The organism is Kaistella sp. SH40-3 (assembly GCF_030686865.1).
GTDB lineage: Bacteria > Bacteroidota > Bacteroidia > Flavobacteriales > Weeksellaceae > Kaistella.
In genome coordinates this window covers 1-24,253 of record NZ_JAQYUS010000002.1, presented here as the reverse complement: position 1 = coordinate 24,253, position 24,253 = coordinate 1, and the positions used below count along the sequence as shown (strand labels likewise).

At 35.3% G+C, this 24,253-nt stretch carries 23 protein-coding genes; 12 read left to right on the top strand and 11 right to left on the bottom strand.

The window, feature by feature from the left end; genetic code table 11:
* Window positions 1-112: 112 nt before the first annotated feature.
* From PUH65_RS03895 to PUH65_RS03880, 4 genes are all read left to right on the top strand, one after another.
* Window positions 113-1,138: a glutaminyl-peptide cyclotransferase gene (locus tag PUH65_RS03895; RefSeq protein WP_305518442.1), complete on the top strand. Its 1,026-nt coding sequence runs from the start codon at window positions 113-115 to the stop codon at window positions 1,136-1,138.
* Window positions 1,139-1,163: 25 nt separating this feature from the next.
* Window positions 1,164-1,925, top strand: a complete 762-nt coding sequence (locus tag PUH65_RS03890) for a hypothetical protein (protein WP_305518441.1) — start codon at window positions 1,164-1,166, stop codon at window positions 1,923-1,925.
* A gap of 87 nt (window positions 1,926-2,012) precedes the next feature.
* Complete coding sequence (locus PUH65_RS03885) at window positions 2,013-2,627, top strand: deoxynucleoside kinase (RefSeq protein ID WP_305518440.1); 615 nt, start codon at window positions 2,013-2,015, stop codon at window positions 2,625-2,627.
* Window positions 2,628-2,709: 82 nt separating this feature from the next.
* Window positions 2,710-3,057 carry an arsenate reductase family protein gene (locus tag PUH65_RS03880; protein ID WP_305518439.1) on the top strand — a complete coding sequence of 116 codons (348 nt, stop codon included), beginning with the start codon at window positions 2,710-2,712 and terminating at the stop codon, window positions 3,055-3,057.
* Window positions 3,058-3,116: 59 nt separating this feature from the next.
* On the opposite strand, the gene PUH65_RS03875 is transcribed toward PUH65_RS03880, so the two are convergent.
* The 3 genes from PUH65_RS03875 to PUH65_RS03865 form a co-directional block, all read right to left on the bottom strand.
* On the bottom strand, window positions 3,117-4,019 hold the full coding sequence (locus tag PUH65_RS03875) for a TIGR01777 family oxidoreductase (RefSeq protein WP_305518437.1): 903 nt from the start codon (window positions 4,017-4,019) through the stop codon (window positions 3,117-3,119).
* 8 nt (window positions 4,020-4,027) lie between these two features.
* The gene (locus PUH65_RS03870) at window positions 4,028-4,336 is read right to left on the bottom strand and encodes a DUF493 family protein (RefSeq protein ID WP_305518436.1); all 309 of its coding nucleotides are present in this window, start codon (window positions 4,334-4,336) and stop codon (window positions 4,028-4,030) included.
* Between the two features lie 69 nt (window positions 4,337-4,405).
* Window positions 4,406-5,089: a DUF4197 family protein gene (locus tag PUH65_RS03865; RefSeq protein WP_305518435.1), complete on the bottom strand. Its 684-nt coding sequence runs from the start codon at window positions 5,087-5,089 to the stop codon at window positions 4,406-4,408.
* A 206-nt stretch (window positions 5,090-5,295) separates the two neighbouring features.
* Between PUH65_RS03865 and PUH65_RS03860 the strand changes: the two genes are divergently transcribed.
* The 8 genes from PUH65_RS03860 (at window position 5,296) to PUH65_RS03825 (ending at window position 18,206) form a co-directional block, all read left to right on the top strand.
* Complete coding sequence (locus tag PUH65_RS03860) at window positions 5,296-8,109, top strand: SusC/RagA family TonB-linked outer membrane protein (RefSeq protein WP_305518434.1); 2,814 nt, start codon at window positions 5,296-5,298, stop codon at window positions 8,107-8,109.
* An 11-nt stretch (window positions 8,110-8,120) separates the two neighbouring features.
* Window positions 8,121-9,587: a RagB/SusD family nutrient uptake outer membrane protein gene (locus PUH65_RS03855; RefSeq protein ID WP_305518433.1), complete on the top strand. Its 1,467-nt coding sequence runs from the start codon at window positions 8,121-8,123 to the stop codon at window positions 9,585-9,587.
* 21 nt (window positions 9,588-9,608) lie between these two features.
* Entirely contained in the window at window positions 9,609-10,586 is a 978-nt protein-coding gene (locus tag PUH65_RS03850) for a LamG-like jellyroll fold domain-containing protein (protein ID WP_305518432.1), read from the top strand.
* A 47-nt stretch (window positions 10,587-10,633) separates the two neighbouring features.
* On the top strand, window positions 10,634-12,025 hold the full coding sequence (locus PUH65_RS03845) for a glucoamylase family protein (RefSeq protein ID WP_305518431.1): 1,392 nt from the start codon (window positions 10,634-10,636) through the stop codon (window positions 12,023-12,025).
* Between the two features lie 16 nt (window positions 12,026-12,041).
* Window positions 12,042-13,418 (top strand): glucoamylase family protein, encoded by a 1,377-nt coding sequence (locus tag PUH65_RS03840; protein ID WP_305518429.1) that lies wholly within the window; start codon window positions 12,042-12,044, stop codon window positions 13,416-13,418.
* Window positions 13,419-13,532: 114 nt separating this feature from the next.
* Window positions 13,533-14,243 carry a prolyl oligopeptidase family serine peptidase gene (locus PUH65_RS03835; RefSeq protein WP_305518428.1) on the top strand — a complete coding sequence of 237 codons (711 nt, stop codon included), beginning with the start codon at window positions 13,533-13,535 and terminating at the stop codon, window positions 14,241-14,243.
* 12 nt (window positions 14,244-14,255) lie between these two features.
* Entirely contained in the window at window positions 14,256-16,586 is a 2,331-nt protein-coding gene (gene bglX, locus PUH65_RS03830; protein WP_305518427.1) for a beta-glucosidase BglX, read from the top strand.
* 99 nt (window positions 16,587-16,685) lie between these two features.
* Entirely contained in the window at window positions 16,686-18,206 is a 1,521-nt protein-coding gene (locus tag PUH65_RS03825) for an FMN-binding glutamate synthase family protein (protein ID WP_305518426.1), read from the top strand.
* A 680-nt stretch (window positions 18,207-18,886) separates the two neighbouring features.
* On the opposite strand, the gene rplI is transcribed toward PUH65_RS03825, so the two are convergent.
* The 8 genes from rplI to PUH65_RS03785 all read right to left on the bottom strand — a co-directional run bounded on the left by rplI (window position 18,887) and on the right by PUH65_RS03785 (window position 23,978).
* A complete protein-coding gene (gene rplI / locus PUH65_RS03820; RefSeq protein ID WP_305518425.1) occupies window positions 18,887-19,417 on the bottom strand; it encodes a 50S ribosomal protein L9 in 531 nt (176 codons plus the stop codon).
* 151 nt (window positions 19,418-19,568) lie between these two features.
* Window positions 19,569-19,871 carry a 30S ribosomal protein S18 gene (rpsR, locus tag PUH65_RS03815; protein WP_305518424.1) on the bottom strand — a complete coding sequence of 101 codons (303 nt, stop codon included), beginning with the start codon at window positions 19,869-19,871 and terminating at the stop codon, window positions 19,569-19,571.
* A gap of 26 nt (window positions 19,872-19,897) precedes the next feature.
* Window positions 19,898-20,239 carry a 30S ribosomal protein S6 gene (rpsF, locus tag PUH65_RS03810; RefSeq protein WP_034720398.1) on the bottom strand — a complete coding sequence of 114 codons (342 nt, stop codon included), beginning with the start codon at window positions 20,237-20,239 and terminating at the stop codon, window positions 19,898-19,900.
* Between the two features lie 183 nt (window positions 20,240-20,422).
* Entirely contained in the window at window positions 20,423-21,274 is an 852-nt protein-coding gene (locus PUH65_RS03805) for an urea transporter (RefSeq protein ID WP_305518423.1), read from the bottom strand.
* A 677-nt stretch (window positions 21,275-21,951) separates the two neighbouring features.
* Entirely contained in the window at window positions 21,952-22,317 is a 366-nt protein-coding gene (locus PUH65_RS03800; protein WP_305518422.1) for a hypothetical protein, read from the bottom strand.
* A gap of 6 nt (window positions 22,318-22,323) precedes the next feature.
* Window positions 22,324-22,470, bottom strand: coding sequence for a hypothetical protein (locus tag PUH65_RS03795; RefSeq protein WP_305518421.1), 147 nt, complete (start codon window positions 22,468-22,470; stop codon window positions 22,324-22,326).
* 11 nt (window positions 22,471-22,481) lie between these two features.
* Entirely contained in the window at window positions 22,482-23,294 is an 813-nt protein-coding gene (locus PUH65_RS03790; RefSeq protein WP_305518420.1) for a transposase, read from the bottom strand.
* Window positions 23,295-23,600: 306 nt separating this feature from the next.
* On the bottom strand, window positions 23,601-23,978 hold the full coding sequence (locus tag PUH65_RS03785) for a hypothetical protein (RefSeq protein ID WP_305532367.1): 378 nt from the start codon (window positions 23,976-23,978) through the stop codon (window positions 23,601-23,603).
* Between the last annotated feature and the right edge of the window lie 275 nt (window positions 23,979-24,253).

The following is a 24,253-nucleotide window of genomic DNA, read 5'->3' as shown; positions in this document are numbered from 1 at the left end:
GAATAAATAATTGTAGCAAATATAATTATTATTTTGCTTGAGGAATTTTGTCTTTAAATTTATGGCTCGTTATGTGTAAGTAAAATTCAGTATTTTTGAAAAAATTTATTTAATGAAATTTAGAATTATTTCCACCGTTTTTGCACTTGTTTTTTTAATGTCTTGTAATAAAGACAATGAAATTCTTAATACTTTAAATGACTATAACCTGTCTATGGAAAGCAAAGGTTATCATTTTGGTGACGCTTTGGAACTTCCGAAAGAAGTAACCGATAATGCTGAAAGTATCTCAATTAGTTTTGGCGATAAGGAAACATCAAAGTTGGTAGTTGATCCCGCATTTTTTACTTTAGGTGATAATCCTGTTACTTTTAATATTAAGAAAAAAGGAGGCGAAATCCTTAATCAAGATGCAACCATTAATGTGTTTGCGAAAAATCCTGAAGCAAAATTGACTTATGAAATCGTAAAGGAATATCCACACAATCCAAACAGTTTTACCCAAGGTTTTCAAATCGAAGGAAACACTATTTATGAATCTGATGGACAATTAGGAGAATCCAGAATTTGGAAATATACCCTTGGAACAACGACTCCGATTGCACAAACAACTCAGGCGGATGATGTTTTCTCTGAAGGTTGTGCGATTGTAGGTGATAAAATTTACCAGTTGACGTGGAGAAATAAAAAAGGATTTCTATATGACAAAAATTCTTTGAAATTATTAAGCGAATTTCCTTATCCAAATGTTATGGGAGAAGGTTGGGGTTTAACTTATGACGGCAAAAACCTGATTGCTTCTGATGGAACAAAAAATATTTATTTCCTCAACGCTTCTGATCCATCGAAAATGGTTCGCTATATTTCTGTAGCGGGAAATACAGAAGCGTATGATCAACTTAACGAACTGGAATATCACAAAGGATTCATCTATGCAAATGTTTGGCAGAAACCGATTATCCTTAAAATTAATCCAGCAAATGGAGAAGTAGTTGGCAAATTTGATTTCACCGATCTTGCAAAAATTAACACCAAAGATGAAACCAACGATGTCTTAAATGGGATTGCATTTAAAGGAGATAATATGTTGATTACAGGGAAATTGTGGTCGAAAATTTATGAAGTTTCGATTAAGTAATTAAATGTTGAAAGTTTGTAAAATATTGACCTTACTTTTATTTTGCACACTTTCTGCGCAAAACAAACTTCCGTTTGAACATTTAAAATTAGCAGATGTAAATGATTTTTTCGCCGACGATTACGGCAATGTTTATCTCTACAAAAACGATAATTTCAGTTTTACAAAGTATGATTCTCTGGGAAATCAGAAAGCCAAATTGATGCTGACTTTACCATTTCGTATTCAGTCGGTGCAGAATCCTTTAACCATAGCTTCATTTTCTGAAAATGCACAGGAACTCAAATTCTTTGATCAAAATTTAAGTGAAATTCAAACCATTAATTTTCGTCAGAAATTTGGCTTTGTAAAAATCGCTTATGTTGAGGATTTACAGCAAACTTGGTTGTTAGATGAAAGTACGAAACGCTTGATCCAGTATAATTATCGAGATCAAAGAGTTATCAATTCGGTTTCGTTTGATATTAATTTTGAAGGAATAATGGATCTTTTAGTTTTTGAAAAGCAGGCGTATTTTCTGTATGATAATCGGGTAGTCATTTATAATTTTAAATCAGAAAAAATTGCGGAATTTAATTTGTTCAACGGAAGAAAACTCAGGCGGGAAAATGAACAGATTTTCGTTGTTTCTAAAAATGACATTCAGAAGATTGAAAAGTCTGCTCTAAAAACTATTTTTGCGACAGAGAATTCCCAAATTGTGGATAAAAACTCTGCTTCTTATTTTGTTATCAAAGAGAACAACCTTTATCTTTACCCCATCAAAAAAGAGGTCGAAATCAAATAAGAATTTTCTAGTATTAAAGTTTATTCTTATTTAAAATCACTCACTTTCTGATTAATAAATTACTGATTCATTAAATAAAATTACGAAATGCACATTGCTGTTACAGGAAATATCGGAGCGGGTAAAACAACCTTAACCACTATGTTATCAAAACATTATGGTTGGGAAGCGCAATTTGAAGATGTAGACCATAATCCTTATTTGGAGGATTTTTATGCTGATATGAGTCAATGGAGTTTTGCTTTGCAAATTTATTTTTTAGGCAGTAGATTTAGGCAGGTTAAAGAAATAAGGGAAAGTGGGAAAAACATTATTCAGGATCGTACGATTTATGAAGATGCCCATATTTTTGCAGAAAATTTAAATGATATGTCCTTATTGACAGATCGTGATTTTGCTAATTATTCCTCTGTTTTTAACTTGATGAAAAGTTTTGTTTCGGCACCTGATTTGCTTATTTACTTAAAGTCAGATGTTCCAAATTTGGTAAAGAAAATTTACAAAAGAGGACGTGATTATGAAGCCTCAATATCGATCGAATATCTTTCTAAACTGAATCAGAAGTATGAAAAATGGATTTCTGAGTACCAAGAAGGGAAATTGTTAATCATAGAAGTTGATGATTTAGATTTCGTAGAAAGACCAGAGGATTTCGGGATTATTCTGGAAAGAATTGAAACCGAATTGCACGGATTATTTTAAAGTTTATTTGATAAACGAGGAATAAATAATCTGATTTTTTATCATTCCTAAATTTTACGGTTCAATTTTTAAATCTAAAAAAATGATTAAAATTCTTCACAATAATTCCTGTTCAAAAAGTCGCGGAATCTTGGAGTTTCTAGATGAAAACGGAGTGGCTTTTGAAATTATTGATATCATCAACGAGCCTTTAAGTGAAATGGAACTGCGCACAGTCCTTAAGAAATTGAGTTGTCCCGTGAAAGATATTGTACGAACAAATGAAAAACTTTACCAGGAAAAGTTTCGTGATAAAAATTTGAATGATGATGATTTAATTCAAATGCTATTGCAGAATCCATCACTTATTCAAAGACCAATTATTATTAAAGGTTCTGTTGCAATGATTGGAAGACCAATTGAAAATGTGAAATTTTTTATTGAAAAATAATATTATATATATATATTTGAAGAGTGAATTTTTGAAATTCGACTATTTTGTTTAATTACTTATCTCTTTTTAACTAAAACATCAAACACCTCATCGAGGTTGGTATATTTAAAATCAAATCCTACCGATTTGATTTTTTTGTTATCAGCGCGGGTTCCTTCCAGAATAATAGAACTCATTTCGCCGAAAATAGATTTCATTATAAATGAAGGCACATTAAAGGGAAGAAAAAAATTATTGGATGATTTCGCCAGTTTTTTCATAAACTCCTTATTTGTTGGAATTTCATCTGCAACTGCATTGTATTTTCCATTCATTGATGAATTTTCAACTGCTTCCACGTACATGTTGACTAAGTCATCAATATGAATCCAATTCATCCATTGTTTTCCAGATCCAACTGCTGAACCAATGTTCAAATCCACTGTTTTTTTCAAGAGGGGAAATGCTCCGCCTGATTTTGCCAAAACCATGGCAGTTCTTAAACACACAACACGTTCTGCAATTTCAGAAAATTGAGATGCAGCTTTTTCCCATTCATCAGAAAGTTTTGACAGGAAATCATGATGAATAATTCCTGACTTTTCCGTTAAAATTTGGTCAGATGTGAAAGTTCCATAATAATTAATCCCAGATGAAGATATAAAAGATTTCAAATGAATCCCTTTATTTATACAGTATTTCCGCAATAAGTTTGCAGAATCGATTCGGCTGGAATACAATTCTTTCTTATAATCCTCAGTCCATCTTTCACTAATATTTGCACCTGCTAAATGAATGATGCAGTCTAAGTTTTCAAACGCTTTTTCATCGATTTCTTTGTCGGCAACATTCCAGTAAAATTCGTTTTCGTTCTCGCTTTTGGAGCGGGTTAAAACTCTTACTGTATGGTGATTCTGAGTTAATTTTTTGACTAAAGATCGCCCGACCAATCCAGTTCCGCCCGTGATTAATATATTCATTTCCTGAATTAAAGAGACATTACACCTTCTATTTCGCCCACTTTCTTATAGATTTCAATTACATGTTCGGCATCGAGCACAAAAGCCGTGATGCTAAGCGAAGTGTATTTTGCATTTTTACTATCTCGTGTTGTCAGTGTAAATTTCATATCGTCAAAAACCCGATAAATTTCAGTGATTTTTTTCTCTTCATTAATGATAATGAATTTAAAAGGATAATCTTCGGGGAAATTATGATTTACTTCTAGTTTCTCTTTTAATGAAACATAGAAATCTTCAGGACTTTTATGATCTTCGTTTTCAATAAAATTAGCCATTTTACATTTTTTTAGTTAAAAATAAATCCGGCATAAACCGGAATTCAAAGGTAGGTAATTATATTTTTTTTATTTGGCTTCGTTTAAGGAATTAAGAATAGTGTTTGCATTTTGTTGCTCGTGATTTTCAATGATATTAAAAAGCCCATTAACCATTTGTTGAGCCGCAAAATTACTGATGCTGCTTGTTGCTAAATTAGTAGTGTTTTGATTTCCTAAAATATTTCCTAAGATACTCGTTCCTGATAAAGCAGAATTTAAAGATTGTACCAATCCAAACTCATTAAGTTTAGCATCAACTTTTGGAGCAATGGCTGCCATTAGTTGAGCAGATGTTCTTTCTTTTAAGATTTGTGTTGCAGCACCGCTTCCGCCCTGTACAATTCTGGCCGCGTCTTCAGCAGTTAATGAGTTTACTGCATTTGTTAAAATTGGTCTAGAAGTATCGACCGTAAATGCTGCTGCTTTTGCGATATATTCTTTTTCTTTTTGAACCAAATTACTCAACCCTATTTTCTGCAAAGTATTATTGATGTCTCTTAATTGCTGAGGTAAAGCAGCATCTATTAGTTGATTAGCAAGGAAGCTGTCTTGATTGCTAAAAATGTTAAGGCCTTTGGTTATTCCTCCTAGTAGAATTTGTTTTAGAATTGTTAAGCCTACACTAGATGTTGCCAATGCAACACAAGATTGTGTAGTAGTTGCCAGGGTTGCAATAGCCATGGTTGCTACTAAAATTGTATTTTTTCTCATGATGATATTATGAATGAAGTTAATTTATTTAAATGCTCTCAAATAATAAGCCAAATCAGATATGATCAATACATGATATTTTAACAGAAATTAAAATAATTGTATTATTCTTAACATTGTGAAAATTTATTTTTAACTTTGGTACACTACAAAAACGACGATGAACAATAAGTAGTTTCAAATAAATAATAGATAAAACTTTATATATGAAAAACAGTAATCTAAAGTTTCCTTGCTTAATCGCTGCACTATACTTTGGTATTAATGTAAGCGGACAGGAAGCCCGAAAGGACACCGCAATCAAAGAACAACAAATTGAGGAGGTGGTGATGATCGGTTATGGAACCAGAAAAAAAGTCGATAATACGACTGCGATAAGTTCCATCAACGCAGAGGAATTAACCAAAACCAAAGTTTTAAACGCAACGCAGGCAATCCAAGGTAAAGCCGCCGGGGTTACTGTAATTGCATCTGATTTACCTGGTTCAACCCCATCTGTTATTATTAGAGGATTGGGTACTGCGCTGAGTGGTAGAAATCCATTATATGTAGTCGATGGTCTTTTTGCCGACAATATTAATAATATCAACTCCAATGATATTTTAACGTATGATGTTTTGAAAGATGCATCTGCATTGGCAATTTACGGTAACAGAGCGGCAAATGGAGTAATCATTATTACTACAAAATCTGGAAAAGGTAAAGGCATATCCGTAGAATATGATGGTTTGACAGGAGTAAGAATGCCATTGAAAAAAGTGAAAATGGCGGGAAGTAATCTATTTTCCTATTATACCAATACTGCTTTAGGCACTACGAAATTTTCTCAGGATCAACCCATTAATACCGATTGGTTTGAAGAGATAACAAGAACTGGAACCTATAATCAACATAACTTATCTTTATCAGGATCATCTGAAAACGCAAAGTATTTCTTGAGTTTAGGAAATTATGATGAAAAGTCAATTCTGAACGGTTCAGATTATAACAGAAGCACGGTTAGAACGAACAATGAATTTAAAGTAACCAAAGGAATTGTATTGACCCAAACCTTATCAGTTGCTTTTACCAATGTTTCTCCAAAACCGCTAAGTGCATTTACTGCGGCTTACAAACAGTCACCAATTGTACCGGTTTATTTTCCTAGCGGGCAATACGGAGTTTCGTATGTTGGTGCAAATGGTTTTGCATCGCCAACTGGATCTTCCTTTAACAACGTAGGAAACCCTGTTGCACAACTCAATTTCTTTAATGAAAAACAGAAATCAATGCAATTGCAGGGAGGTTTAAAATTAGATCTTAATTTAATGAAGAATCTTAAGTTTACTTCTCAATTCTCGGGAGAATACTATAATTTTAAAAGTTACAACTATGCAGATTTGTTGAGTATTTGGTTAGCAGCTGATCCTACCAGAATAGCAGCGAATTACAAACCAACGGATAATGTGAATACTTTATCGAATACGAAAACCGATTACTTTAACTGGAGTTTAACTAATTATTTAACCTACGCAAAGAAATTCGGAGTTCATGATGTTGAAGCCACAATAGGAACAGAAGCAGCAGTTAGAGATGGGGAAAACTCATTAACGATGAAGCGGAAAAATATGGTTCTTAACAGCAATTACTGGGATTTAGCAGGAACCAATTATTTGGATCAACTGATCTCTTTAAACAGTGTTAATGGTAATAAAAATACGACTAATTCATATTTTGCCAGAGCACAGTATAAATTAATGAACAGATATTTATTGACTGCAACGATTAGAAGAGATGGTTCGTCACAGTTTGCAGATGGTCAAAAATGGGGAACTTTCCCTGCATTCGGTGCAGGCTGGGTTGTTTCAGAAGAATCCTTCCTGAAAGATGTTTCTTTTTTGAACCTATTAAAATTAAGAGGTGGATGGGGTAAATTAGGAAATCAGAATATCCCAACCAATTATTTACCATTTGCAAGCGGAGATCGTTATAATTATGCTTTCGGTGGGAATGCAATTTCTAACGGAACAACTTTAGATAAAATTTATGACCCTAATCTTTCTTGGGAAATCACGGAAGAATCAAGTGCGGGTCTAGATTTCGAAATGGCAAATAGAAGACTAAAAGGTTCTGTAGATTTATATAACAGAGTTACCAAGAACATTATTTTAGCAATGGTTCCAGTTTCAACTTCTGGAATTTCACAAAATGGGTTCGCACATTTAGGAGAAGTAACAAACAAAGGTTTCGAAGTAATGCTTAGTTGGGATGATAAAATCAATGAAGACTGGAGTTATAACCTAAGTGGAAACTATTCACACAACAAAAACAACTTAAACAAACTGTCAGATGAAAATGTGAGTCCTATTAGAGGAGGCGGTTTAGGAAATGGTCAGTATACCAAGTTGCTTAATGATATCGCAGTTGGTCAACCATTAGGTAGTTTTTGGTTATGGGAAGTAAGTGGGATTGATGCTAACGGAAAATTCACTTACGTAGATACCAATGGAAATGGAAAAATGGGTGCTGATGATTTAAATGATCGTAAGTTTTTTGGTTCTTATATGCCAACTTCTACGTATGGGGTTAATGTAGGTCTAAAATATAAACATATTGATTTATCTTTAAATGGCTACGGAACATTTGGATCAAAAGTGTATAATGGTAAAAAAGCACAGCGTTTCTCTGGGGAAAACGTTGAATACAGTTTAGCAACCGATTTCTACAGCAGCACCAATACTGGTTCTGCGAATCCTGCACCTTTCAATGCAGTGCCAATTGCTTCTAACTATTATTTAGAATCAGGTGATTTCTTTAGAATTAATAATATTGCATTGGGGTATACCTTACTTAAACCAGTTGATTATTTATCTTCTTTAAGAATTTATGTAAGCGCAGTTAATCCATTTATTACACAAAAGTTTAGTGGATTTTCTCCTGAACTCAATGGAAACGGTGATCCTTATGGTTTAACAGGTATTGAGTTAGATGCTTATCCAACTTTAAGATCTTTTGTATTAGGATTAAACTTGAAATTTTAAAATTTAAAAAAATGAATAAGAAAATAATAATAATATCATCATTACTTTTGTTCTCCCTCTCTACTCAGAGTTGCCGTAATGATTTTTTAGATGTAAAACCTACAGAAGCAATTTCAACCGACGATCTTTCTTTGCTAAATAACGATGCCGGTGCCGAAAGTTTTGTTTCTGCGATTTATGCCAAATATTTAGATTGGAATATCAGTTCATTTTCCTGGATTGGGGTCACAACCATCGCTTCAGATGAAGCAGATAAAGGGTCCTCACCTGGTGATACCGGAGGTGACAAAGATTTATTAGATGCACTCAACTTTACTGCAACTGCTGGCTCTTTTCAAGATGTTTGGCAAGGTCATTATCAGGCGATCAACCGATCTAATCAGGCCTTGTCTTATTTACCTTTGCTTACCAACGCTAATTCGGATCTTAAAAACAGATTGGCTGGTGAAGCGAAATTTCTGCGTGCATTTTCCTATTTTACTTTAGTGAGATCTTTCGGTGGGGTTCCAATTGTAGATCATGTACCAACCGCGGGAAATGAAGCAGACCGAACAATGTTGTTGACCAGAAAATCTAAAGATGAAGTTTATAACTTTATTATGAATGATTTGAATGATGCCATTGCTGCTTTGCCAGATAAAAATTCGTATTCTGCTGCAAACAAAGGTCGTGCTTCAAAAGGTGCTGCTTATGCACTTTTGGCGAAAGTAAATCTTTACCAAAAGAATTGGCAAAAAGTGGTTGACAATTGTAATTTAGTTACAGGGTATTCATTAACTCCTAACTTCGCAGATATTTACAAAGTTTCCGGCGAAAACAATCAAGAATCTATTTTTGAAATCCAAGGAAAAGGTGGTCCTGGTCAGCCAGGTATTCAACAATATTCTCAAACCCAAGGTGCTCGTGGCGCCGGTGGTTGGGGCTGGGGTTTTGCAACTCCGTCTCAGAATTTAGTTGATGCATTTAATGCTGAAGGGGATACCGAAAGAAGAGATGCAACAATTATTTTTAGAAACTCCACGTTATATGATGGTAGAGTAGTTCCTGCAACAGTAGAAAATCCTTTCTATAATTATAAAGTATATTCTTCTAATTATTCTGGTGACGATTATTCAGATGCCAATATCAGATATTTAAGATATGCTGAAGTTTTATTAATGAAAGCAGAAGCACTGAATGAATTAGGTCAAACTGCTGCAGCAATTCCTTTCTTAAATCAAGTTAGAAATAGAGCAGGATTAGCCAATACAACAGCAGTTTCGCAAGTTGATGTGAGAACTGCAATTTGGAAAGAAAGAAGATTAGAATTAGCTTTAGAACATGATCGCTGGTTTGATTTGGTAAGAACAGGTCAGGCACAAGCAGCCATGGCAGCAGACGGAAAAACCTTTATTGTAGGGAAACATGAAGTCTTTCCTTTGCCAAGTAGTTTTATTTCAGAAGCCAAAGGTTTATCTGCACAAAATCCTAACTATTAATTTTCAAAAAAAATAGTCAATATGAAAAATAGAACTTTAATAAAATATATAGGGGTAGCATTATTAATGGGTACTCTTGCGCAGAGTTGTGAAGACAGTATCGATCGGGATAATCTGCCAGTGCCTTATGCACCAATTGGTGGCTATGAAAATTCAGATGATATTGCTGCTGCAAATCTCGTAACCAAACTTAGTTTTGAAAATAATCTAAACGACAGCCGTACCAATATGACCAATGCTGTCGGAACTAATGTTCAATTTGGCGTTGGTGCAAAAGGAAATGCTTACAACGGTTCCGATTCTCAGAAAAGATATGCAGTTGCAGATGTTTCTTCAGCAATTACAGGTCTAAGCGCCTTTACTTTTTCCTTCTGGATGAAAAGTGCGAACACGGTAGATCCTGCAACTCCAGGTCAGGGAAAAGGTGCTCAGGGAATTTTCTCAATCGTAAGACCAACAGAGTTTTGGGGAGGTATTAATTTATTTATTGAGAATCCCGACAACGCAAATCCCGATCGAATCCGTTTAAAACTTTCAGTAGAGAACGGCAGACCTGGTGTCGCTTGGGGTGGCCAAAGTGTAATGATGAATATCGATGGCAGCAAAAATAAATGGATTTATGTAACCATTGCTTACGATCCAACGGTTAGTAAAGTAAGTGCTTACCTGAATGGTGAACCGGCGGCTAATCTTACTGGTTACGCTTATGCTCCAGCAGAAGGACTCACAGGTTCTGCACCTTGGTTTGCTAACGACCCAGGTGGAATCGATAATCCAAACGGTGCTTCTGGATACGGTGCAATTCAAATGATGGGGACGAATGGCAAAGTGGTCATTGGAACACATCAGTTTGATACTAATCCGCCACTGAACAATGGTTCACCTCAAGATTGGGCGACCAGTTTTACTGGAATGTTAGATGAATTTAGAATCTACAACGTTCCATTGAAAAGTGCAGATGTTTCTGCATTATACAAACTGGAAAAAGACAATAGATAATCTCATAATAGAGCCATCGAAAGGTGGCTCTTTTCATATAGAATCAAATGAAAAAAATAATCCATTTACTCGCAGGTTCATTTTTAATTGTTGCATGTTCGCGCGATTCACCACCTAAAAGTGGGGGAACTCCTATTGGCGGCGGCACTACTGAACCGCCAGTCACAACGGTTTACACCGATCCCCAAATTATAGAAATGACTCAAAAGGAAGTCACTAAATATTTCTGGGATTACGCTGAGGTCAATTCAAAGTTAGCCAGAGAACGGTACCATACCGACAATCCCGGAACCGATGCCGCAACCGTTACAACGGGCGGATCTGGTTTTGGTTTAATGACGCTTCTGGTAGCCATTAAAAATGGATATATTCCTCGCGCAGAAGCCGTCTCCAGATTAACAACTTCTCTTAATTTCTTACAAAATGCCGATCGATTTCATGGCGCTTGGTCTCATTGGATTAATGGGAATAATGGAAAAGTGATTCCTTTCGGAACAATGGATAATGGAGGAGATTTAGTAGAAACAGCATTTCTTGTTGAAGGTTTAATTTGTGTACGAGAATACTTTAAAACTTCTACAGTAGCAGAAGAATTAGCACTGTCCCAAAAAGCAGACGCTCTTTGGAAAGGTGTAGAATGGAATTGGTACACCCAAGGTCAAAACGTTTTGTATTGGCATTGGTCGCCAAATTATGATTTTCAAATGAATCTTAAAATTCAGGGTTATGATGAAACCATCATGACTTATATTTTGGCAGCAGCATCTCCCAATTATTCGATTGATAAATCTGTTTACCAACAAGGCTGGGCGAGAAACGGAAGCATTAAAACTTCTGGATCACAATATGGGATTCCTTTAATCGTCAATCACAATGGTGCCAACGGAACGGTAGGTCCAATGTTCTTTTCACACTATTCTTTCCTCGGTTTAGATCCGCGTGGACTTACAGATGAATATGTGAATTATGGTGATGCTACGAAGAATCATGCTAAAATTATGAACCAATATTCCATCGAAAATCCAAAAGGTTGGAATGGCTACAGTGCCAAAAACTGGGGGTTAACCGCTAGTTATAGCCGAAATGCAGATGGTTCTACAGGGTACTCTGCGCATCAACCCAATAATGATTTAGGCGTTATTTCTCCAACTGCTGCGATATCGAGCATTGGCTACGTCCCAACAGAAAGCATGAATTATTTAAGGTTTTTATACAACGAAAATTATTCAAAATATATTGGCATAGCAGGACCTTATGATGCGTATTCAGTACATTATAATTGGGTTACCCCAAGATATTTAGCAATTGATCAGGGAACAATTTCTCCTATGATTGAAAATAACAAATCTGCTTTTCTCTGGAATTTATTTATGAATGCTCCAGATATTAAGCAAGGTTTAATTAAATTAGGATTTCATTCAACCCAACATGGGTTTTAAAAATTAAAAAATAGATATGAAGAAAGTGATGCTCCTTGCCGGAGTTGCTGTAATGTTTTTAATGTCGTGTGAAACTACACAGACCGTTCGTAAATCAAATGACAGTCATTTGATTAGTAATGCAGATGAGGTTTTAATGAATCGAGTTCAAAAAGATGCCTTAAAGTATTTTTGGGATTATGCTGAACCGAATTCTATGTTAGGCAGAGAACGTTACCACGAGGACGGAATTTATCCGCAAAATGATAAAAATGTAATTACCACCGGAGGGTCAGGATTTGGGATGATGACCATTCTGGTTGGTGTCGAAAGAAAGTTTATTCCACGGAAAGAAGCAGTGAAAAGACTAACCACAATGGCAGATTTTCTGGCGAAATCCGATCGTCATCATGGTGCGTGGTCGCATTGGATCAATGGTGAAACAGGCAAAACGGTTCCTTTTGGTAAAAAAGACAATGGGGGAGATTTAGTTGAAACTGCTTTTTTAGTGCAGGGAATTATTTCGGTGCGGGAATACTTTAAAAATGGAAATCAAGAAGAAAAAATCCTCGCCCAAAAAATGGATGACCTCTGGAGAGGAGTCGAGTGGAATTGGTACACCAAGGGTGGTGAAAAAGTGCTCTATTGGCATTGGTCGCCAACGTATGGTTGGGATATGAACTTCCCTTTGAAAGGATATGATGAAACTTTAATCACTTATATTTTAGCAGCATCTTCCCCAACGCATTCCATCGATGCGGAAACCTACTACAATGGTTTTACGCGAAATGGAGAATACCTAACAACCAATACAAAATACAACTTGCCACTTTACGTGAAACATAATGGTGCCGAAGAATATGGTGGACCACTTTTCTGGGCGCAGTATTCTTATCTCGGTTTAGATCCAACAGGATTGTCTGACCGATATATTAAAAATTATTTTGATTTGAATAGAAATCATGTGCTGATCGATTATGAATATTGTGTAGAAAATCCTAAGCATTGGAAAGGATACGGCCCTAATTATTGGGGACTTTCTGCAGGTTATACCAGAAACCAAGATGGTTCGGTAGGATATACCGCGCATAATCCGAAGAATGATCATGGCGTTATTACTCCAACTGCGGCGTTGAGTAGTTTTCCTTATACTCCGAAAGAATCCATGGATTTTTTGAGGTTTTTGTATAATGAAAAACCAGAATTCATTGGTTCTGCGGGTCCTTATGATGCAACTTCTATAAATTACGATAACTGGTTTACGCCTCGGTATTTGGCAATTGATCAGGGAACTATTTCGCCCATGATCGAAAATTACAGAACAGGACTCATTTGGAATCTATTTATGAATGCCCCCGAAATTAAAGCGGGTTTAAAGAAACTTGATTTTAAATCGAGCAAGCATTCTTTATAAAATTCTATTTTCCAATTTTGAGACAATAAAAAAAATGCTTAATATTACGTTTCTGTAAATTAGTAAGCACTAACTTAAACTTTCTAAATAGAGTTTAAAATAAATGAAATACACATGAAATTCAAATATCTGTTACTGGCAATTCCTCTATTTTCATTGATGGGAAATGCACAGGAAATTAAAGCCGAACTGAAGAAGGAAGTCAAAAAAGAGCAGAGGATTTCTTATATTTTAGACTATCCAGAAAATGCGAAAGGAAAAGTTCCGTTGATGGTTTTCCTCCATGGCTCTGGTGAAAGAGGAAATGATTTGGAATTGGTAAAAGCACATAGTCCTTTTACCTACAAGAATTTATTTCCTGAACCCGTCGCTATTTTAGCACCGCAATGTCCGAAAGAGGTGTGGTGGGATACTGAGGCGGTTTATTATTTAATTAAAGAAATCCAGGAAAAATATCAAATTGATGATTCCCGAATTATGCTCACCGGTTTATCCATGGGTGGTTGGGGAACATTAAAATTAGCCATGGAACACCCTGAGCTTTTTTCAGCAGTTGTTCCAGTTTGCGCTCCTATTGACCGATTGATGAAAGTAAGAGTTTCCCAATACAAGGATTTGCCAATGAAGATTTATCACGGTGGAAATGATGATATTGTTTCGCCGATGAATTCCATCGAAATTTATCAGGAAATTAAAAAAGTGAATAAAAATGTAGAACTCACCATTTTCCCAGATGATAATCACAACTCCTGGGATTCTACCTATTCTAATCCGAAATTATATGAGTGGATGCTCACTCAAAAGAAAAATATAGTAAAGAAATAAAAAGAAATTAAAATGAAAAAATTAGTTTTAATCGCTGCAGCATTGGCATTCACGCCTTTGACTCAGGCACAGGAAATGGTCTCTAAGCCAGTGCAGTCTTACCAAACTGCGCAATATAAAGCCAAGAAAAAAGTTTTCGTTGATGCGCTTTTAGCAAAGATGACCCTCGACGAAAAAATCGGACAACTCAATTTGCCAAGTGCAGGTGACTTCACCACAGGGCAAGCCCAAAATTCTGACATTGGAAAAAAAATAGAAGAAGGTTTGGTCGGTGGACTTTTCAATATTAAAGGCGCCGATAAAATTAGAGCCGTACAAAAAATCGCAGTTGAAAAAAGCCGTTTAAAAATTCCTCTCATTTTTGGAATGGATGTTATTCACGGTTATGAAACTAATTTCCCAATTCCCTTAGGATTATCTTCTTCTTGGGATATGGATTTAATCCAGCATTCGGCCAGAGTTGCCGCCAAAGAAGCAACCTCTGACGGGATTTCCTGGACGTTCTCTCCAATGACTGACATTTCCCGTGAACCAAGATGGGGCAGGGTTTCTGAAGGTTCTGGTGAAGATCCATATTTAGGAAGTGAAATTGCAAAAGCAATGGTGTATGGTTACCAGGGAAAAGATCTTTCTTTGAGCAACACTATTTTGGCATGTGTTAAACATTTTGCATTATATGGCGCAGGAGAAGCAGGTCGGGATTATAACACGGTTGATATGAGTCACCTCAGAATGTTTAATGAATATTTCCCGCCCTATAAAGCAGCAGTAGATGCTGGAGTAGGAACAGTTATGGCCTCTTTTAATGAAGTTGACGGCATCCCGGCAACAGGAAATAAATGGCTTCAGACTGATGTCTTAAGAAAAATGTGGGGATTTGATGGGTTTATTGTAACCGATTATACCGGTATTAATGAAATGACCGATCATGGAGTGGGTGATTTACAACAAGCTTCTGCAATGGCACTCAACGCCGGAATCGATATGGATATGGTGGGCGAAGGTTTTTTGAAAACATTAAAAAAATCATTAGCAGAAGGAAAAGTAACTCAAGCCTCAATCGATATGGCTGCCAGAAGGATTTTAGAAGCAAAATATGATTTAGGATTATTTGAAAATCCTTACCGATATGGTGACGCTAAATTAGCAGCCAAAGAAGTGTACAGTATGGAAAATAGAAATATTGCCCGTAACACTGCTGCACAATCGATGGTTTTGATGAAAAATGAGAATCAGGTTTTACCATTAAAAAAATCAGGAACTGTGGCTGTAATTGGACCATTGGTTAATAACGCATTGAATATGGCTGGAACCTGGAGTGTAGGTGCTAAACATGCCAACTCCGTTTCTTTGATGAAAGGACTACAGGATAATCTAGGAAAGCAAGTGAAATTCCTTTCTGCAAAGGGAGCAAACATTGACTACAGTGAAAAGTTAGAAAACATCTACGCTGCACACGGAAAGTTAACAGACCGCGATTCGCGTTCCAAAGAGGAGTTGCTTAAAGAAGCAGTTTCAATTGCGAATCAGTCAGATGTTATTATTCTGGCCATCGGAGAATCTGCCGAGATGAGCGGCGAATCTTCTTCCAGAGCAAACATTGATATTCCACAGTCTCAGGTTGATTTATTAATAGAATTAAAGAAAACCGGTAAACCAATTGCAATGGTACTTTTCACCGGAAGACCTTTGGCTTTAACTAACATTAAAGATATGCCAGACGCTATTTTAAATGTGTGGTTTCCAGGAACAGAAGCAGGAAATGCAATTACAGATGTGCTTTTCGGAAAAGTAAATCCGTCGGGTAAATTAACAATGACTTTCCCAAGAAGTTTAGGACAGGTTCCACTTTATTATAATCACAAAAATACCGGTAGACCTTTGAGTCAGGAAGAAACCGATAAATGTGAATATCACCGATTCCGTTCTAATTTTATGGATGAATGCAACACACCGCTTTATCCATTTGGTTTCGGTTTAAGTTATACGCAGTTTAATTATTCAGATATTACTGTTTCTAATCTTAATCCGAAAGGCAATCAAACCATTCAGGCATCAGTTACACTTACCAATACTGGGAATTATGACGGAGCAGAAGTGGTGCAGTTGTACATTAGGGATATTGTGGGAAGTATTACCAGACCAGTAAAAGAATTAAAGGGCTTTCAAAAAGTGTTTTTAAAGAAAGGGGAATCCAAAAAAGTCACCTTTAACATCTCTCCAGAAGACCTTAAATTTTATAATAATGCACTGAAATATGACTGGGAGTCTGGCGACTTTAATATCATGATCGGTACTGATTCTGAGCAAGTAAAGACCACAAAAATTACTTGGTGGAAGTAAAATAGAAATTACCTATCAAACCGTTTTCAAAATTAATGAAAGCGGTTTTTTTTGTCCACTTATTATTATTATTTTTGGGCAAATAATAAAAGATTTATAATGAGAGAAAAATTCATCAGGTGGGGAATCGTACTTTTGGTGGTTACATGGGCAATTTCGATATTAATCAAGACCCATTATTGGATTCCGATTCTACTTACTTGTATTTATTTACTGGGACTTTATAACAGTTTTCAGACGAAGCATGCCATTCTTCGTAACTTTCCGGTGCTGGGTTATTTTAGATATTTTTTTGAAGAGATTTCGCCAGAGATGCAGCAATATTTCATCGAAAGAGAAACTGATGGTAAACCTTTTCCGCGAAATGAACGTTCTGCTGCTTACAGAAGAGCAAAAAATATTAGTGACACTGTACCTTTCGGAACACAACTCGAAATTAATAATAGAAAATATGAAGGAATAAAACATTCCATCTATGCAAAATCTCCGGGTGAAGAATTGCCAAGAGTTTTGGTAGGTGGTGATCAGTGTACGCAAAAGTATAGTGCTTCTCTTTTTAATATCTCGGCGATGAGTTTCGGATCATTAAGTGACCGCGCTCAAATGGCTTTGAACCGTGGTGCAAAAAAAGGAGGCTTTTTTCATAACACTGGGGAAGGTGGGATTTCACCTTATCACTTAGAAGGAGGTGACCTTTGCTGGCAAATCGGTACCGGATATTTCGGTTGTAGAGATGACCATGGTCGTTTCTCGCCAGAAATTTTCAAGAAAAATGTTTCCCTTCCGGCCGTGAAAATGATTGAAATTAAAATCTCTCAGGGAGCAAAACCAGGACATGGTGGTGTTTTACCAGGTTCTAAAAATACGCCGGAAATTGCCGCAATTCGCCACGTACAACCAGGAATGACTATTATTTCTCCGCCCTCACATTCAGCCTTTTCTGATGCCGCGGGGTTGTTGAAATTCGTTCAGCAATTAAGAGAACTTTCTGATGGAAAACCAGTTGGATTTAAATTGTGTATCGGTGATACCAAAGAATTCGAAGATATTTGTGCACAGATGAATGTGTTGAAAATCTATCCGGATTTTATTACCGTAGATGGAGCAGAAGGAGGAACAGGAGCCGCACCACCAGAATTTTCAGATGGAGTAGGAATGCCTTTAGAACCTGCATTAATGTTTGTTAATAGAACCCTAAGCAACTTTAATGTTAGAGATAAATTGAAAGTAATTGCAAGTGGTAAAGTATTGACTTCTCTCGATATCTTGAGAGCGATTGCAATGGGCGCAGATATGTGTAACAACGCACGTGGATTTATGTTTGCCTTAGGTTGTATTCAGGCACTTAGATGTAATTCTAATACTTGTCCGACCGGAGTAGCCACTCAGGATAAAATGTTGATCAAAGGTTTAGATGTTACCGATAAGAGCGAGCGTGTATACCACTTCCACAAAAACACATTGCGTACCTGTAACGAGTTAATTGGAGCCGCAGGTAGAACAAAATACGAAGAGGTTGATGCGAGTATGTTTATGCGTGGCGATGAGTTCGAACATCTTGCCGATTATTACTTCCCAGATATTTTAGGAAATGTAAAAACTCCAGCAGGAAAATATTAAAATTAATAAGGACATTCCATTTTTATAAAACCAAAACTTCAGGATTATTCCTGAAGTTTTTTTGTGCTTCTATCTTAAAAAGATTACAATAAGTAACGGTCTTTAAACCGCAAAAGAGGCAAAAGTTTTACTTAAAATAAGCAAATCAAAAGTTTGTAAAAGCATGATGAAATAATACTTCTACCGTTTTGAATATCTTTTTGTTTTATTTGTCTTTTGTGTCATTTACTTCTTTTATTTAATCTTCTTTGATGAAATCAGTGCATCTTCAGTTTGCGGTTGAAAAGAACAAGGATTTTAATTTTCAGTTCGTTACTTGGATTCTAAATATTAATGACAAATGTATCTCACATTAAAGGAACAAGAATTTTAATAGAAACAATTACATTAAATAAAAGATTAACGTAAAGTTAGTTGCTTCCTCTGTTTGTTTTGGTGACAGCAGTATGAACCTTGTCAAGGTTTAAAACCTTGACAAGGTTAGGCAAAACAATTATTTTCCACGTTCTTTTCTAAATTGACTATTGACTATTGACTATTGCCTATTGACTATCTTCCATTACTATCCGCCTAATACCATCAACTAAAACCTACAACCTAATCCCCACATCCTATCTCTCTATAAAACAAAAAAAATCCGCTATCAAAAAGATAACGGATTTAAATATTTAGAAAAACTCTTATGCTTCTTCAGCTGGAGTTTCTTCTGTAGGTTCAACTGCTTTTGGTTTAGCAACTGGTTTAGGTGCTTCTACCACTGGTGGCGCATCAGAAACAACTTCGAATTCGTAGTTGTATTCTACCTCTCTGTGAAGTCTAATTATAGCACTGAATTTACCAGTTCTCTTAATATTGTTCCCAGGGATTTTGATGTATTTTTTATCAACTTGTACCCCTACTTTAGATAATTCTTCAGAAAGGTTTGCGTTGTTGATTGATCCAAATAATTTGTCACCTGATCCAACTTTAGTTGCAATAGTGATATTGGTTTTTTTCAATTGTTCAACAATTGCATTTGCAGCCGCTACTAATTTAGCTTCTACGTCTTTTCTAGCTTCAAGAGTTGCTGCTAGATCTGCTTTGTTTTTTGGTGTAGCTAAAAGTGCTAACCCTTGTGGTAACAAGAAGTTTCTTGCATAACCTGGTTTTACACTTACTGTATCAAACTCTAAACCTAAGTTTTCTACGTCTTTTTTTAGGATAATGTCCATTGTTGTTGTCCGTTTTTGTTTTAGAAGAAAAGAGTATTATTCTTTTTCTTTAAAAATCGTTAGAATTAATTTTATAAATCAGCAACAAAAGTTTTAAAAAAGAAACTTAATCTGATTAAGTTTCCTTTTTTATTCTTTTATCTTTTTGGTCTTATTTCAAAAGATCCGCAACATAAGGCATCATTGCCAAGTGTCTCGCTCTTTTAATCGCTGCAGATACTTTTCTTTGGTATTTCAAAGAAGTTCCTGTGTATCTTCTTGGTAAAATTTTACCTTGTTCGTTTACGAACTGAAGAAGGAAGTTTGCATCTTTATAATCAACATGCTTGATTCCGAATTTTTTGAATCTACAGTATTTTTTATCAGATTTTGTGTTAATGTCTAGTGGAGTTAAGAATCTCACTTCTGATTCACCACCTGCTGAGGCTTGTTTAGCCATATCATCTATTGCCATGTCTTTCTTTGTTTTGAGGGTTAAAATTAAACTTTCGCAGTTTTCACTTTCGTTCTTCTTGTTACTGCATACTCGATCGCATGTTTGTCAAGTTTTGTAGTAAGGTAACGGATCACTCTCTCGTCACGCTTGTAAGCAAGTTCTAAATCTGCTACTACAGTTCCTTCACCTTTGAATTCGATCAAAGTGTAGAATCCATTCTTTTTTAATTGAATTGGATACGCCAATTTTTTTAGTCCCCAGTTTTCTTTGGCAACGATTTCGCAATTGTTTGAAGTCAATAAGTCTTCGAATTTTTTTACTGCTTCCTCCACCTGTGCGTCAGATAGAACGGGAGTTAAAATGAAAACAGTTTCGTAATTGTTCATAATGTTAATTAAAATTGTTAATTATTTCGAGGTGCAAAAATAGAACTTCTTTTTCTATCTCGCAAGAAAATAACTTATTAAAGGTGATTTTTTGTAAGATTACAGAAGGATTCAGAATGTTACTTTTAGTACAAAAAATTTACATTCCTTAAAACCGCTATTTCCAGTAATGCAATTCTATGTTTAGGAATAAGATGTTGCTGGCTGTCTTTTGTGAAGTTTTAGTTTTAAAATTATCCAGGTGCTTAGAACAAATGGAGCAGTAAGGGCAATAATGCCCAATTTTGAAAATCCTACATTTAAAATTACAGAGATCATGGTGGCGATTGAAATCCAAAAAAAGGAGTTTCGTTTTTCGTCCGCTAATGCAATCGCACAAAGGATCGCATTATATCCCATAAGTCCAGCATTAATAACAGAAAAAGGTTCTTTAAGAATTAATCCAAATAGAGAACCTAAAATCGCTGCATAAAGCCCATAAACAGCCGAACGTTTAGAGTTTACTAAAATTGCAAGAAGAAAAAGCAAACCAGTTATGGTATTATCCTGAAACATTACTTGTCCAAAACTTTTTGCTGAAACAAACAGGAAATTAAAAGTTTGTTCAGGCGGAGTAGTGGAAGATAGAAATGGAACTTTAAGAATGAGCAACAGCAGGTACATTGCGATCCAGCTGATGATAATAAACGGAGCGGTGAAAGGGGGAATTATTTTTTTTAAATAATAATAGAGAGGAGTTGTCAATGCGGAACCAATGATTAAAGCAAAGAACGTTGTCGTGGTAAAACCAAAAAAATACCACATCGCAATTCCGGTTAGTGCACCATTTAACCCATAAAGTCCATTTTGAATATCCTCAGTTGAATATTTAAAAATCTGAGCAGTACCTATACTAATTATGGTTCCTAAAACTGCTGCTGCACCTAAAATTGCGGAATTGTAAAAGATCCCAATTAAAAATAAAAGACCTGAATAACTATTGTTTTGGAACATGACCTGTCCTAAACTTCGCAAAATAGATTGAATGTAGTTCATTAAGTGTTGTGAAAGATGTTTTCTATTTTTTTATTAAAATATTGTGTTTTGAAACTTTAACTGTATGCCATTTCTATTGGTCGATAAAAGTACAAAATTTAATACTTGCTAGATGTTTAATTAAAAAACATCAATAACATTTTGATGGCGGTTCTCCCTTATAATTTCAAGAAGTACTTGGAATTTATCACCAAAAAACCAATCTCTCTTAACTTGCTTGTCAATGGTTACCCTTATTACCTGCAGTCTTTTTGTTTGTTTTTTTCAATTAATTCAAATTTATCCTGCTGTTTTTCCCACGATTTAGTAATCAAGTTAAGAATCATTAATGGTGGTAAATAATAGAAAATTCCTATTACAGAAAAATTATATAAAGTTTCAATAAGAGTGTTTTCAAGAATATTAGAATCTTGACTTGAATATTTTAGATTAAGCGACCAAACAATTAGAAATAAAAGTAAACACAGACTAACTTGAACAAGAAAGGATTTATTTAGAGTTTTTACAATATCCTTTAGATTAAAACTCCTTAAAACTCTTTCCGATATTACAACGAAAATGATTGGAAGTAAGAAAAGCAGAATGGTGAGAATAATTGTCGATAGCATTTCTTTAATTTTCTTTTAGCAATGGTTTGTTTTAAGATTCTGACTAATGTTAATTTTATTTATTGAAAATCAGTTGGTTATAAAACTTAGATCTTCATTAGTCAAACCAAATTTAGTAATTTGTTTTTGAATCCTCTTTACCATTCCCATCTTTCTTTTTTCGTCAAGGAAAAGGTATTGAGTGGGTGGATTGTAATTCTGACCTTTTACCAGCATATTCCAAATAATGACCGCCAGTTTTCTGGCCAAGGCAGTTACAGCAGTGGCTCGTCCTTTTTTATAATTGATCCTCTTGAAGAAGTCAACCAGCCAGCCTTCTTTCAGATTCCCTATTGCATTGGCCGTGTTTCGAAAAGCAATTTTTAGTCTTGAACTGCCTTTTGGAATGTGATGAGACAAGACCTTTCCACCGCTTATTTTGTTGTTGGGAGCCAACCTGAGCTATGCGGTAAATTGCTTGGCTGTCGGAAACTTTCGGACTCCTTCCAAACCAATTTCACTCATGATGGCCATAATTAAGCCTTCATTAGTTCCTTCAACTGCCATTAAATCAATCCCCTCAAAATATTGATAAGAGAGAAGATTCATATCTGTTTGTGCTAAACCATTTTTATTTTTTCGTTTGTGCTTTTTTTTTCAATGAAGTGTTGTTTTTTATGATGGTCATTATCAATTAATTCTTTCAATAATTGATCAATTTGAACATCCGTATCCTCAATTTGTTGTTGTAAATTCCATTCCTGTTGTAAAGCGAAAAGATAATCTTTTCGACCATTAAACTGTAAGGCTTTAGCAATCTCTTCTTCAGATTTGCGGCAGTTGTAATGACGCAATTTGGCGAGATTTTCACCTTGGTGCTCTCCGTTTAAAAAAGCTTCAATAATAGAGGAGCCAGTAAGACCGACAATATCTCGGACTACGACTTCCAAACGCATATTCATCAACCGCAGGTATTTTTGCATTCTCTTAATACAGGAGGCATTTTGGTTGAGCAGGTTTTGTCTGTGTCGTGAATAAGTGCGTAGCGTATCGGTATCAGAGTCTGGTAGAAAACTGGCAGAAAGCAAACCAAGGGAATGCAACTTCTGTATCCATTGGCAGTCCTTGATATCGGTTTTTTTGCCTTTGATGTTTTTGGTCTGTCTGCCATTCACCAGTATGACCTCAAAACCTTGTCCCACAAGGGTGGAAAATAAGTTTTGCCAATAAGTTCCCGTACTTTCCATCGCAATGGAGCAAACTCCTTTTTTACGAAGCCAGTCACACATCTCGAACTGATCTTGACTGTACACTCCAAATTCTTTTACATCTTCGGCATTCTGACCTACCGCCACCCAGTGACTTCTGCTTCCAATATCAATTCCAGCTGCATTTGGATGAACTACTTCTAATGAAATTTGATTTTTTTCCATGATACAAATTTTTAAAAGTTAAACAATGAAAACTCCAGGGATTGTGTCTTTGAGATTTGGAATTATTCTGATCGGGATGTCTGCCGTAGCAAGACTCACCATTTAACTCTAACACCGCCAAAGATATTACTACCAAAGGCTTTTACACAACCTTACCTTGATTGCACAGGGGTTCTGAGACACCATTGTTTAAACCGGTCTTTACAAGGAGCAGTATAAAGGTAAAAAAAATTGCTTTTGGGTGGGATTATTTTCTTCGTTAGCACGAAAACTCAACTGTTTTTCATGGTAGGGGGATTGCACATGTTATCTGGAGTCCTTTGTTTCCTCAACTTTTATTTTTTTCATTACAATTAAAGAATCACACGTTCTCAAAAATTTTACAAATTTTTCAGTTTCCACCTTATTAATTTTAGTGCTTTCATCATTAAAAAAATAATTATAAGTTATGTTTAAAACTTTTGAATTTGTTTTCAATATATATTTTTCAGGAAAATCAATCGAATTTGTAATTGTTCCGATATATTTTTCATTATTCTTAAAATCATTGATTCCATTTTTGAAATAAGAATTATTAATTGTCTGCCAATCTTCATGATTCAAAGTAATTCTCAAAGTATCAACAGTGTCTTCTTCAGTAAAAGAATAACTTCTAAAATAAATCACAGACTTTTCTTTAGTCAATTTATGTGATGTATCGTTATGGCTATTAATACTTATTATTTCTTTTAATTCGTCATTTTTATTACAACTTAAAAGAAATAGAAAAAAACTTAAAAGCAATATCTTTTTTAGAAACATTTGATATATTTTATTTTATATCTCATTTTTGTGGATTACAGATAACGGTTGGGTATTTCTGCAGGCGGGATAAAAATACGAAATCTTTCTACTTGCTAAAAATTGAATTAATCGCGAAAATCTTCGATGAAAACTTCATACCCGCTTGTAGAAATACT

What these genes read in the sequence shown, in the direction of transcription:
- PUH65_RS03895 (WP_305518442.1), top strand. Translation starts at nt 113, where the DNA reads ATGAAATTTAGAATTATTTCCACCGTTTTTGCACTTGTTTTTTTAATG.
- PUH65_RS03885 (WP_305518440.1), top strand. Translation starts at nt 2,013, where the DNA reads ATGCACATTGCTGTTACAGGAAATATCGGAGCGGGTAAAACAACCTTA.
- PUH65_RS03880 (WP_305518439.1), top strand. Translation starts at nt 2,710, where the DNA reads ATGATTAAAATTCTTCACAATAATTCCTGTTCAAAAAGTCGCGGAATC.
- PUH65_RS03875 (WP_305518437.1), bottom strand. Translation starts at nt 4,019, where the DNA reads ATGAATATATTAATCACGGGCGGAACTGGATTGGTCGGGCGATCTTTA.
- PUH65_RS03870 (WP_305518436.1), bottom strand. Translation starts at nt 4,336, where the DNA reads ATGGCTAATTTTATTGAAAACGAAGATCATAAAAGTCCTGAAGATTTC.
- PUH65_RS03865 (WP_305518435.1), bottom strand. Translation starts at nt 5,089, where the DNA reads ATGAGAAAAAATACAATTTTAGTAGCAACCATGGCTATTGCAACCCTG.
- PUH65_RS03860 (WP_305518434.1), top strand. Translation starts at nt 5,296, where the DNA reads ATGAAAAACAGTAATCTAAAGTTTCCTTGCTTAATCGCTGCACTATAC.
- PUH65_RS03855 (WP_305518433.1), top strand. Translation starts at nt 8,121, where the DNA reads ATGAATAAGAAAATAATAATAATATCATCATTACTTTTGTTCTCCCTC.
- PUH65_RS03850 (WP_305518432.1), top strand. Translation starts at nt 9,609, where the DNA reads ATGAAAAATAGAACTTTAATAAAATATATAGGGGTAGCATTATTAATG.
- PUH65_RS03845 (WP_305518431.1), top strand. Translation starts at nt 10,634, where the DNA reads ATGAAAAAAATAATCCATTTACTCGCAGGTTCATTTTTAATTGTTGCA.
- PUH65_RS03840 (WP_305518429.1), top strand. Translation starts at nt 12,042, where the DNA reads ATGAAGAAAGTGATGCTCCTTGCCGGAGTTGCTGTAATGTTTTTAATG.
- PUH65_RS03835 (WP_305518428.1), top strand. Translation starts at nt 13,533, where the DNA reads ATGAAATTCAAATATCTGTTACTGGCAATTCCTCTATTTTCATTGATG.
- bglX (WP_305518427.1), top strand. Translation starts at nt 14,256, where the DNA reads ATGAAAAAATTAGTTTTAATCGCTGCAGCATTGGCATTCACGCCTTTG.
- PUH65_RS03825 (WP_305518426.1), top strand. Translation starts at nt 16,686, where the DNA reads ATGAGAGAAAAATTCATCAGGTGGGGAATCGTACTTTTGGTGGTTACA.
- rplI (WP_305518425.1), bottom strand. Translation starts at nt 19,417, where the DNA reads ATGGACATTATCCTAAAAAAAGACGTAGAAAACTTAGGTTTAGAGTTT.
- rpsR (WP_305518424.1), bottom strand. Translation starts at nt 19,871, where the DNA reads ATGGCAATAGATGATATGGCTAAACAAGCCTCAGCAGGTGGTGAATCA.
- rpsF (WP_034720398.1), bottom strand. Translation starts at nt 20,239, where the DNA reads ATGAACAATTACGAAACTGTTTTCATTTTAACTCCCGTTCTATCTGAC.
- PUH65_RS03805 (WP_305518423.1), bottom strand. Translation starts at nt 21,274, where the DNA reads ATGAACTACATTCAATCTATTTTGCGAAGTTTAGGACAGGTCATGTTC.
- PUH65_RS03795 (WP_305518421.1), bottom strand. Translation starts at nt 22,470, where the DNA reads ATGAATCTTCTCTCTTATCAATATTTTGAGGGGATTGATTTAATGGCA.
- PUH65_RS03790 (WP_305518420.1), bottom strand. Translation starts at nt 23,294, where the DNA reads ATGGAAAAAAATCAAATTTCATTAGAAGTAGTTCATCCAAATGCAGCT.